This window comes from Acinetobacter sp. Gutcm_16 (genome assembly GCF_028649355.1).
Taxonomy (GTDB): domain Bacteria; phylum Pseudomonadota; class Gammaproteobacteria; order Pseudomonadales; family Moraxellaceae; genus Acinetobacter; species Acinetobacter johnsonii.
In genome coordinates, this window is the sequence record NZ_JAQSUV010000014.1 from 110,043 (window position 1) to 120,483 (window position 10,441).

Annotated in this window: 9 protein-coding genes; 2 read left to right on the top strand and 7 right to left on the bottom strand. The window is 41.8% G+C overall.

Annotation, left to right across the window (positions count from 1 at the left end):
* Positions 1–79: 79 nt before the first annotated feature.
* Together mtlD and PTT44_RS01775 are read right to left on the bottom strand one after the other, a co-directional pair.
* Entirely contained in the window at positions 80–2,221 is a 2,142-nt protein-coding gene (gene mtlD, locus PTT44_RS01770) for a bifunctional mannitol-1-phosphate dehydrogenase/phosphatase (RefSeq protein ID WP_168159688.1), read from the bottom strand.
* Between the two features lie 205 nt (positions 2,222–2,426).
* Positions 2,427–3,326: a LysR substrate-binding domain-containing protein gene (locus tag PTT44_RS01775; RefSeq protein WP_148826153.1), complete on the bottom strand. Its 900-nt coding sequence runs from the start codon at positions 3,324–3,326 to the stop codon at positions 2,427–2,429.
* 100 nt (positions 3,327–3,426) lie between these two features.
* Between PTT44_RS01775 and PTT44_RS01780 the strand changes: the two genes are divergently transcribed.
* Positions 3,427–3,843 carry a CidA/LrgA family protein gene (locus tag PTT44_RS01780; RefSeq protein WP_168159689.1) on the top strand — a complete coding sequence of 139 codons (417 nt, stop codon included), beginning with the start codon at positions 3,427–3,429 and terminating at the stop codon, positions 3,841–3,843.
* Positions 3,844–3,852: 9 nt separating this feature from the next.
* Positions 3,853–4,554 carry an LrgB family protein gene (locus PTT44_RS01785; protein ID WP_168159690.1) on the top strand — a complete coding sequence of 234 codons (702 nt, stop codon included), beginning with the start codon at positions 3,853–3,855 and terminating at the stop codon, positions 4,552–4,554.
* A 19-nt stretch (positions 4,555–4,573) separates the two neighbouring features.
* Here the strand turns inward: PTT44_RS01785 and PTT44_RS01790 are convergent, their stop codons facing one another.
* The 5 genes from PTT44_RS01790 to PTT44_RS01810 all read right to left on the bottom strand — a co-directional run bounded on the left by PTT44_RS01790 (position 4,574) and on the right by PTT44_RS01810 (position 10,433).
* The gene (locus PTT44_RS01790; RefSeq protein WP_168159691.1) at positions 4,574–5,800 is read right to left on the bottom strand and encodes an MFS transporter; all 1,227 of its coding nucleotides are present in this window, start codon (positions 5,798–5,800) and stop codon (positions 4,574–4,576) included.
* Between the two features lie 75 nt (positions 5,801–5,875).
* Positions 5,876–8,149, bottom strand: coding sequence for a TonB-dependent receptor (locus PTT44_RS01795; protein ID WP_168159692.1), 2,274 nt, complete (start codon positions 8,147–8,149; stop codon positions 5,876–5,878).
* Between the two features lie 15 nt (positions 8,150–8,164).
* On the bottom strand, positions 8,165–9,424 hold the full coding sequence (locus tag PTT44_RS01800) for an MFS transporter (protein ID WP_168159693.1): 1,260 nt from the start codon (positions 9,422–9,424) through the stop codon (positions 8,165–8,167).
* Positions 9,412–9,792, bottom strand: coding sequence for a hypothetical protein (locus PTT44_RS01805; protein WP_168159694.1), 381 nt, complete (start codon positions 9,790–9,792; stop codon positions 9,412–9,414). The genes PTT44_RS01800 and PTT44_RS01805 overlap by 13 nt, the downstream gene beginning before the upstream one ends.
* Positions 9,789–10,433 (bottom strand): GNAT family N-acetyltransferase, encoded by a 645-nt coding sequence (locus PTT44_RS01810; protein ID WP_168159695.1) that lies wholly within the window; start codon positions 10,431–10,433, stop codon positions 9,789–9,791. Before PTT44_RS01810 ends, PTT44_RS01805 begins: the two co-directional genes overlap by 4 nt.
* Positions 10,434–10,441: the final 8 nt, after the last annotated feature.

The window sequence follows — 10,441 nt, forward strand, 5'->3', positions numbered from 1 at the left end:
AAAAGCTCTTTTTACCTAGCTTTTCTTATGTTGTTTTCACATTTTAGTCGGCTCAAAGATATCTGAACTTCATGAAGACCTAAGCACAGCTCATTTCAATATTTTGAGGTTGGTCAGGGATCATAAAATCTTCCATTCCCAGCTCACCTTTTTGATATTCATTGAGACGTTTTTGAATGACATAATACAGCGCTTTTTTGTGCGCTTTTGACAGGTTCATCTGTTGAAGTTGTTGCTTCAAATGCTCTAACAACAGATCTATGGGCTGTTCCTCTTCTTCCATCAAATACAAATAGCCAAAGATCGCACCACTTAATAGCGCTTCAAAAGAAAATCCATGCGAGACATTATACGCTACCGATGAAAATACACGTTCAAATGCACTCAACTTACGCAGTGGATCACGCCCAACCCGACTACATGGGTCTTTATAGGCATACTGGCAAGATTGATCAAAACTTCGGGCTAAACGCGTTAAATCATTTTTGCGTTTTGGCAGATAATGCGCCAGACCTTGCGTCACTTCTGCAAGCAGTTTTTCAACATAATACTGCACTCGCGGATCGCCCATCGCTACACCAATGGTCTGATGCCCGAGTAGGCTGGCATACCACGCAGTCATGGCATGTACGCCATTCCATAAGCGGTTTTTAATGAGCTGAATATCTGAAATTTGATCGACCAAGATCATTTGACGCATTTTACTGAGTAAAGGACTTTTGTTTTCCACGTAGATCGGCATATCCATTTCAGCATTGAAAAGGATTAAATCCATATGCTGTAAAATATGACTCGGTTGGAAATTTTGTCTTAAATCTTCTACATATTCACTGGCACGGCGCTCTTGTTCTGCACTGAGTTTACTGACATCTTCAACCTCAATTTGATTACTCTCATCATCAAGTTGATATTGCTTAAAAATATTGTATTTAATGCACAATTGACGATATAGATTTTTATCGCTCAGCTTAGACACCATACGGTTGACTACCGTATCGCAGAAATAGTGCTGCTCTAAAATAAAGTCAGCAACAGCATGGTCTGTTAACTCTACCAATGCTTTACGTACCTGCTCTAGAACCAACTGCTTGGCACCAATTTTATTTAAGATAATTAACAGCGTCAGTGGAGTTTGAACTTGCTCATCTTGCGCCAGATAGCGTGCATAGAGGCCCTGTGCAATGGTTGCAGCTTCACTGGCTAATGCATTTTCAGCTAAACAAATCGCAATTAAACTCGACTCGACGTACATGGCATGCATCTGCTGTAAGTCTTCAGCATCAATAATATGCATATTTTCAATACGCTCATCATAAGACACTTGCCCATAGCGAATACAATACGCACCAAAAGCATTTACGGCTGAACGGTATAAACTGTTACGTGTAGACGCATAGATCTTTTTAGGACGCGTATAGCCATCCCAATGCGACAGGATTTGTGCGATATACCCCCCGCCAATGGCACCAAATCCATGAATCCCCACAATTAGTTGATTTAAAGTTTGTGGAAAGCTTTCTTGTAAATTGGGCATTTCCAGATGCGAGCTATAGATATCTAATTCTGTTAGATAGTCATACATATTTTCAAAATAATAATTGGCATGTGCCAACATGCTTGCATTGGGTTCTTTAATATCTTTAAACAGTACACAGATGCCCCCAGCATCATGTGCCGAGCGGATACCATTTTCAGAGTCTTCAAACATGAAACACTGCGCAGGTTCGAGGTTCAGTTTTTGCGCTGCACTTAAAAAAATTTCAGGATGTGGTTTCCCCTTTTCAACCTCATCACCACAGACCAAAACATCAAAAAACTTATAAACATTGGCATTGATTAAATACTCTTCAGCAATCGCTCTTCGGCTAGAAGTCGCCACGGCCATACGTAATCCTGCTTTACGTAAGCGTTCTAGAACTTGTACCAAACCTTTTTTAATCGGCACACCATATTGGCGCACTGTTTCTAATTCTAATTCATCTGCTCGCTTACGAATCTCTGCATAGGGAACTTCCTGTCCATATTGCTTTTGCGCCAAGGCTTCCGCACTTCGAGCGCTTAAGCCTAAACATGCCATAAGGTAGGCATCTGAAAACTCGACCCCAATTAGCTCTTTGGATGCCTGTTTCAAGGTTTGAAACCGTAAACGCTCGGTATCAAACATTGTTCCATCCATGTCAAAAAGCGCACCGTGCACAATATCATTCTTAAATTTAAACATTTGGCCTCCGTTTTTATGTTTGCACTTAGACTATACAAAAATCGGGCACAGAGACTTTGATCTGATTTTATGAAACATTTTTGTTTAATTATTAATCAATAAATTGGCATTTAGGCGTTTTTTTGTAACCACTAGGTAATATTAAGTAATCAAAGCGTAACCATGGAGCTCTTTTTTTAATAAAGCGTGTCTGAAGATGAAACTTCTAAAAATGAATTTGATCTTTATATTCATCAATGATCGATAACCATGCACGAGTTGCAGGATTCATCACTACGGTGGAATTCCATGCCATATTTAAGTTCCAACGCAAGCTGGGTTGTTCCACTAGACTGACGCTGAATTTTGCGCGATCTAACTGTTCACAATAAATTTGCGGCAATAAAGCAATACCGACACCTGACTCGACCATTTTGGCAATAAAGTCCCACTGACTACTTTTGCATAACACTTTGGGTTCAAAACCAGCCACCATCGCCGCATCTAGAATCACATGATTTAAAGTAAAGGTGTCTGCATATAGTAGAAAGGATTCTTCTTGAAGTTCAGCAAACTGCACCACATCGCGCTTTCTCCACTGTGAATCGTAGTTGGAAAGCAAACACAACGGTGAATCGATAATTTGAATGCCTTGAATGCTGGGTTTTAACTCGCCCAATAAAATCCCAACGTCAATTTTTTTGGCCAAAATGGCTTCTTCAATGCCTGTTGCACCGACTTCTAAAAAGTTCAATTCAATGTTGGGATACAATTTGTGAAATTTAACGATTAAGGAACTCAGCAGTACTGAACCTAAAGGTGGTAAACCCAATCTCAGCACACCTTGTTTCAGTCCACGAATTTGATCTGCTGCTTCAAAGATCTGTTGCTCCTGCTGCAAAATCTGCACGGCATGTAGATAAACTTGTTCTCCCATATAGGTCAGTTTGACTTCTCGCTTGCGCCCTGCTTCACCTTTATGAAATAGAGGCAGTCCTATCTCGTCTTCTAATTGTTTTAAAGATTTACTAATAGTGGGTTGAGTCACCGATAGTTCCTCCGCAGCAAGACTAAAACTGTGACTTTTCACCAGCTGCACAAATATTTTTAGCGCTTTAAAATCCAAAATTATTCCAATTAAGCATAATTATTATTTTATTATTCATAATTACAAGATCGGGTCAAACTTAAAATAACACCAACAACTTATACCCTGTGGTCTTCCAATGCGTTCGTTCAAATTGCCTTATCGTTCTACTCTTCAAGTAGGTTTGCTGATTGGGATTTGGTATATCGGAACGCTGATACAAGTCGCCCTGTCTTTACCGATATCAGGTGGGGTCGTGGGTCTAACGCTTTTACTTATTTCTCTGTTAGCGGGTCTATTTAAGCTGGACTGGATTAAGTCGGGTTCGGATTTACTTTTAGCTGAACTGTTGTTGTTTTTTATTCCTTGTATTATTGGCTTAATCAAATATAAACATCTTTTTCTTACCCAAGGTTGGCAACTCGTTTTATCTATTGTCCTTGGGACCATTTGCGTGATGACCTGCACTGCATACTGTGTTTTCTTGGGCTTTAAGCTTGAAGCCAAGTTTCAAAAAAAGCCCAAGCAGTCACAGCAGTTGAAAAGTCAAATTTAAGGACCGATCATGCATATTCATTTCGTTGCCTTGATCTGTTTTATCGGAACGGTACTGGCCTATCTTTGGGGTAAAAAGTTTTATCAGAAACACCCGTATGTATTGCTCTCACCAGCGGTTTTTATTCCCTGTCTGATTATTTTATGTCTGGTGTTTTTCAACATTCAGTATGACAACTATATGTACTACAGCAAATGGTTAGTCTGGATGTTAGGTCCTGCAACGGTCGCATTTGCCATCCCGATCTATGAATATCGCAAAGTCATTCAGCAGCATGCTTTTTCGATTGCTTTGGGCATTATCGTAGGTATGTTGGTTGGCGTCGTCAGCTCTTTTTACTTGGCACGTTTATTCCATTTCGATGCTGCAACCAGTTACAGTCTGATGAGCCGCTCTATCTCTACCCCTTTTGCCATGGAAGTCACGCAAGCCGTCGGAGGCTCAGTCGAGCTGGTGATTTTATTCACTGTGATTACGGGGATCGTTGGTGGACTCTTGGCTAACACAGTATTGCTTGTTCTAAAATTGGATTCTAAATTTGCTCAAGGTGCGTCATTGGGTAGTGCCGCACATGGTTTTGGGACCAGTACTGCTTTCAGACGTCATAAAGAAGAAGGTGTCGCTGCCTGCCTCAGTATGGTTTTAGCCGGTATTTTCATGGTGCTGTTTGGCCCAAGTTTAATTCACGCTGTCATTTATCTTCTTGGTTAAACATCCTCGATAAAGAATCTCAGGCCACACTACTGAGATCCTTGTTGGCTTGTATGTGTTTAAAGCTAAAGTACAGCATCAGCCCCGTCATCAACGCCAATAAAAAATAATAAGGTAAATGCTGATTCCACTGATATAAGCCTGTACTTAACAATGGTGCAAAAACGAAACTCAGTGCTTGCGTAGCCGTGCATAAACTGGCTATTTTAGTTTGTAGCGTGGCTGGTGCGGTTTGGGCTGCCCCCGTGGTAAAAGCTGGAATTAAACAGGCCACGGCGATACCATAAAAAATATAAGCTGCTTGGAAAGTCCAAATCTGACTGGCACTCAGTGAAAGTAATAAACCTAAAACCATCGTCACAAGACCGACCCAAAGCAATTGTTTAATCGACCACTTAAACCATTTTGAAATCGCCAATTGCATTAAAACCAGTGCTATCCCCACAATCAATGAACACTGAGAAAAATACACTGCACTCTGATACGTGTCGAAATGGAATCGATCTTGGATATAAAAACCAGCAGTTAAATTCAGGGTAACAATAGCAACATATAAGCTAAAACCCAGCAATAACCAAATCCCTAACTTTGACCATTGCAGCTTTTCTGTAGACACGTCTTGTAATTTAGCCGTGGTATCCTTCCGTTCTTGAGTTCGTGATGCTTGCTTCCCTTGAAAGCCCAGTACAATCCAAGCCGCCATAGCCGTTAAAATAGCCACTGCACCCCACAACGGTGTTAACATGCTCCATGTCAGCAATAATGTCGTCGCTAAAGGACCTATCACCACGCCTAAACTGTTCAGCGCGCCAAACTTCGCCATATTCTGGCTACGTTCCTGTTCACTGTGAAAAGCCGTCATGACATAACTTTGCAGCGCAATTTGTGGCATCGCCATAAAAAAGCCAGTACTGGCACGGGTCAATATCAATAAACTAAACAAAGCAGCAAATGAAATGGCATAACTCAGTCCATAGCTGAGTACCGCCGTAAATAAGCCCCAAGTGATCGCCATACCGATAAAACCGATACTTAACAATTGATAAATGCTGAATTTTTGAGTTTGTTTAGAAATATAAATAGCTGAAATGGCCATCACCAAAGCACCAGCCGAAACCAACGCTCCACCTTGCAGTTCCGTCAGCCCCAGTTGCCGAATAAACGGTGCCAGTAAAGGTAAAATCATCGAAAAACAAGCGCCATTGGCAAGGCTGCCTGCAATAAAGATTTTGTTATTGCTATTCATTTTATTATTTAAACCATTTCTTAAGGCGAGATTACAAAGCAAAGAGGTAGCTGAACGCTACCTCTGGTTGTGCAATTAGTATTTTAATGTGTAGCTCAAACCATAGGTTCGACCTTGAGCTGGTAAGCTTGAAATAGCACCATAAACTGACTCCACCGCTTGACTATAGACTGATTTGTAGTCCGTATTCCAAACGTTATATACACCAAATCCGACCGTACCTGGACCTGCTTTGGCATTGGCTATGACGTCCATTGTTGCGAAACCTTTGATTTCAGCAGGAACCGTTGAACCGTACTTTACAGCATCTTTTTTGGCTTTATCAGTACCACCAATAGCAAGAGCTTGAACGCGCAGGCTCATGTCATTGTTAAACTGCCACTCAGAAAATGCCGTGCCTTTCAGTGGTGCAACACGGATTGCATCTAGCTCTTGCCACTTTCCTGCGGTATTTTTAAACTGTCCGCGGGTGTAAGCCATAGTTCCACCCACTGTCCAATTTGGCTGCAGTCGATATGACAGATTTCCTTCAACACCATAAACGCGCTCATCGGTATCTAGTACTTCAATCGTGTAGTTGGGACGGCCAAACTTTAAACTTTTATCTGAGTCATTATAGAAAGTGGTGACACTTGCATTTAAACCGTTTTCAGCTTGTACACGCCATCCCAGCTCATAATTATTGACTTTAATTGGATCAATAGTTTGACTATTCACAGTAAAACTTGCGGGTACATCACGAAGCATACGTTGAATGTCTGGTAGACTTGAGCCCTGAGAAAAGTTTGCGAAAACTTGTTGAGCATCCGTCAAATGATATACAGCACCAAGATTAAATAATGTTGCATCATGTTTGATCGTACCACCATTTAAAGCAACTGGTGTATATGTTGGAATAGCATCTGCAACCATCGCTTCACTGTAAGGAATCGAGTCCTGAACTTCACTATCAATACGCTCATGACGAATGCCAGCTTGTAGATTTAAGTGATCCGTAACATCGAATTGTGTTTGTAAGAAAAGACCAAATTTCGACGTATCAACATCTGGACCAAAGGCATATTCATTTTGTGGATCGAGTGTCAAACCATTACTCGCCATAAAGGTTCCAAGATTATATTGTTGTGCAGTCTGAGAACCTTGCTCAAAATCATAATCCATACCATAAGTTAGGTTCAGACTACGGCTACCCAGATCAAAGGCTTTTTGTAAAGCAAGTCGAGCGCCCCATACATCAATATCAGTTTCAGATTGCGTTACGATATATGTACCACCACTTGGAATTGCAGAATGTGCTAAATAATTTGCACTTGGATAAAAACGCCCTGTTTCTGAACGATAATAAGCTTCCGCATTTAATATCTGCCCTAACACATCTTGATGCTCATATTGCAGATTAAAGTTCGAACGTTTGGTTCTTGGCTGAGTATCGAGATCTAAACCTTTTACAGCATTTAAAGTCGGCTCCGCACCAAACAGGACGGCTAAGCCTGTACCATAATCAGGACCATACTCACTATCTTGCTCATCATTATAATATTGCGCACCAAAGCTTAGCTTTTGATTGTCAGTAAATTGCCAACTTAGACGACCATTCACATCGACAGTTTCTGTATCTTGACGATCCGTCTGGGCAACCTCAGGTCCAATACGATCACCGTGACTATCTTGAAACTCGCCACGTTTGTTATAACTCGCACCCAAATAACCACTTACATTACCTTGATTAAAGGCAACCGATTGGAATGCTTCATATGCCATAGCATCGCTACGGATATTATCACCCGACGTCACACCGAGTTTAGATTCAAAGCTCAGTGCATCATCACTACCTTTTTTGGTAATGATATTGATAATACCGCCTGTCGCACCTGCACCATAGATACTACTGGCACCTGATACCACTTCGATACGTTCAATCGAATTTGGGCTGATGCTATTCAACTGACGTGAGCTATCACGAGAACCTGTCTGAGGTACACCGTCAATCATGTATTGCACTGCACGACCACGCATGGTCATCCCATAGTTACTGGTTGTACCTGAACTTGGTGTCAATGAAGGAATTAAAAAGCCAATAATGTCAGCAGTTGAACGACCTGCATTGGCCTGTTTTTCAATTTCAGCTTGATCAATGCTATAAACGGTGCCCGCAATGTCTGCAATACTCTTTGCAGAGCGGGTTGCTGTCACCACAATCGGTGCGAGTTGTGTGGTTTCTTTTTGTTGGGCTTCAACACTGCTCGTCTGACTTGCTGAATTTGTTACAACGTTATCTTGAGCATATAACTGTGTACATACAGCCAGTGTTAAACAAGTCAACTGCATAGGTAACATAAAACGGTTCATTTCTTTTTCCTTTTATTAAATTTCTTGATTCAACAGTTTTTGTTGAGTTTTTTGATGACGTGCAATGATATATTGGCTCAGTAGTACACTGACTACAGACGCAACCGCCAACACCACATAAAAATTGCCATAGCCAAGTGCTTTGGCTAAAAAACCCGATGCGGCTCCCCCGATGAAATAAACCAACAGTTCAAAGCACACTAAAATGGTGAAATCAGTGCCTGCCTGTTCTTTGGAACTGCTTTGCATGAAATAGGCATATAACGAAGTCATCGCGACATAACGAATCGCAAGCATGACAATCACAAATCCCCCCAAGAGCAAATGCCACTGGTTTAACCAACCCAAAATAATGGCTGCGCCAATCACCCCATACAATGCTGTTCGGCACCACCCTGCCCAAATGAGCAACTGTGTAGCCTGAATTTTTTTCAATAAAAATGCAGCACTCACAGCAGCCAACAAACCCACACCTGCTCCTATCACAGACATCAGCACCCCAATTTGGGCAAGCGTCCATTTCTGGTCAATCAGCATTGGATTGAGCATCGCCATTGCTGGTGCTTCCACCACGCGATAACACAGGATCAGGGCCAAGGCAGATAAAATTTCAGGACGTTTAAAAGCACGGACTAAGCTTGGAGCTTGTTTGGCAATATTTGTCTGTTCGTTTGCATTTTCTTGAATATAAAAAACAGCAAACATCGTTAAAGCGGTCATGAGCGCTAAACATACCAATGCGCTTTCCCAGCCATAGTACTGGTATAGCCACAGTGTAGCTGCGCCCCCCAACATACTCCCCAAAGCGACCCCTATACTCTGAGCCATACTGCCTAGGCGATACTCAGACGCTGAAAAGGTTTCTACGGTATAACCATCTATGGCAATGTCTTGGGTCGCCGCAAAGCTTGAAATCCACAAGCCAATCACAACAAACACCACCAGTCCGTAAGAGAACTGGGTAAAGGCCAAGGCCAATACTCCAAGTACCAGTGCTACTTGTGTAAAGAGCAGCCATGTTTTTCGTTTACCTAACTTTTTGATATAAAGCCGGTCGATGAGTGGTGCCCATAAAAACTTAAACGCCCATGGAATATAGAGCAGCGACAGCATTCCAATCCAACGTAAATCTACCCCCTGATGTCGCAAAATAGCGGGCAATGCCACATTGTAAAAATACAAAGGCAAGGCATGTGCAAGATATAAAACAATGACAACGGCTAAGCTCAAAGCTGAGATTTGGCGTGTTGCTCTTTGTGTATTTAGGTTTTGCATATCCACCTCTGCACTGCCCATTGCAGTGCATCAGAATGATCAAGTGTGACGTAGTAAGGCACCCGCCATGCAGCATGCAGTGAAGGTGTATTCAGTCGTTGTTGATCGGTTGGGTCTTGTGCAATTCGAACCAGACCCAAGCAGTATTGAAAAAAAAGTTGTTTGTATTTTTTGTACCAAACCGCTTGCAGTTGACGGTATTCCTCAGGAAATTCCGTACCGACATCGGTTTGCATGACCAAAACAAAGTGCTGTTTTTTTAAGAAAAAACGTTCGACTTGGCTAAGCCATTGTTCAAATTCGGCGACAGTGACATGCGCTGAAAAGCACATGTCCATAATTTGTATATGTTCTGAGCTATAGCTCATGTAAGTTCCTCAGTCCTATTGAGTGGGTTATGGTTTTGCATAAATGCATTTGAATCAGTTAAATACCCTCCAAATTTTTCATAGAATTTTTGTTTAAAGCAGTAATACAACATGGCCGTTTTTTCAGGCATTGGGATCAAGCGCTGTGCCTCATAGCACATTTCTTCGACCACTGCTGCATAGGGTTTAACCGTATGGTCAGGCTCCCCGACAATTTTGTCGGAAGGTGCATTTTCAAAAATATAAAAACCTAATAGCCGCATCACTGGACGCAAGTAGCCTTTACCGAAAGCCGACTTTTCACCAAACAGTAAGTGCCATCCGAGGTCTAAATCATCACCATCGTAATAACGTCCTAGACGGTCACGCTTGCCTTCATAGATTTCGGTATAGCCCACATCCAGTCCATCCACTCCAACGATCAACAAACGGTGATGGTCATCGGCCAGCATTTTTTCAAAATACACCGCGAGATCAATTTCAGACTTATTCAGCTGCCACTGTGGAATCACATGAGGTTCATGCATCCATTTATGTAACAGTGCTAAGTCCTGCGGATACTGTACTTGGCGCAAGTAAAATTGCGTCTCATTCTCATAATATTCGTAAAAATCGGGAAGTTGCTGTGAAAGTGTGTTCATGTGGAAGC